This window comes from Hydrogenophaga sp. GW823-FHT04C09 (assembly GCF_058796355.1).
This window is the reverse complement of record NZ_JBXAIO010000024.1, coordinates 1-568: the sequence shown is the minus strand read 5'-3', so window position 1 is coordinate 568 and position 568 is coordinate 1. Positions and strand designations below refer to the sequence as shown.

The 568-nt window shown below is 65.1% G+C and carries 1 protein-coding gene; it reads left to right on the top strand.

Going from position 1 to position 568, the window contains the following annotated elements:
* Window positions 1-136: 136 nt before the first annotated feature.
* Window positions 137-568 (top strand): DUF4148 domain-containing protein (locus tag AC1Q9M_RS25515; RefSeq protein ID WP_492436435.1); only part of this gene is annotated, 432 nt, incomplete at its 3' end.

Here is a 568-nt window from a genome sequence, read left to right as displayed (position 1 = left end):
TGCTGTTTTTCTTCTGATTCAGAAACTTTACAGTTCATCCCATCGATGCACGCAAACCCCTCCGCAGAGGCATCGAAGCCGGCCAGACCGCACAACGGACCGACCGGCATGTTCAACCCTCTCAAAGGAAACTGTCATGAAAAAGCTGTCTGTTGTTGCCATCGCCCTCTCCACCCTCGTTGCCGGCCACGCCTTCGCCGCCGATGCCTCCGTGGGCAAGACCCGCGAACAAGTCCGCGCCGAACTGATCCAGGCCCAACGCAACGGTGACCTGATCGCCGACGGCCAAACCGGTGCCCGTTACAAGGACCTCGCCCCCCACCTCTACGCCCAACCCGTGGCCGTGAGCAAGAGCCGCGCTGAGGTGAAGGCCGAGCTGGCCGAAGCCATCCGCACCGGTGACATCGTGGCCGACGGCCAGACCGGCGCCAAGGCCAACGAGCTGTTCCCCGCCCAGTACGCCCAAGCCCGCGCCGACAAGGCCGTGGCCGCCACCGCCGCCGTGGGCAAGACCCGCGCCGAAGTGAAGGCCGAACTGGCCGAAGCCCTGCGCACGGGCGACTACGTG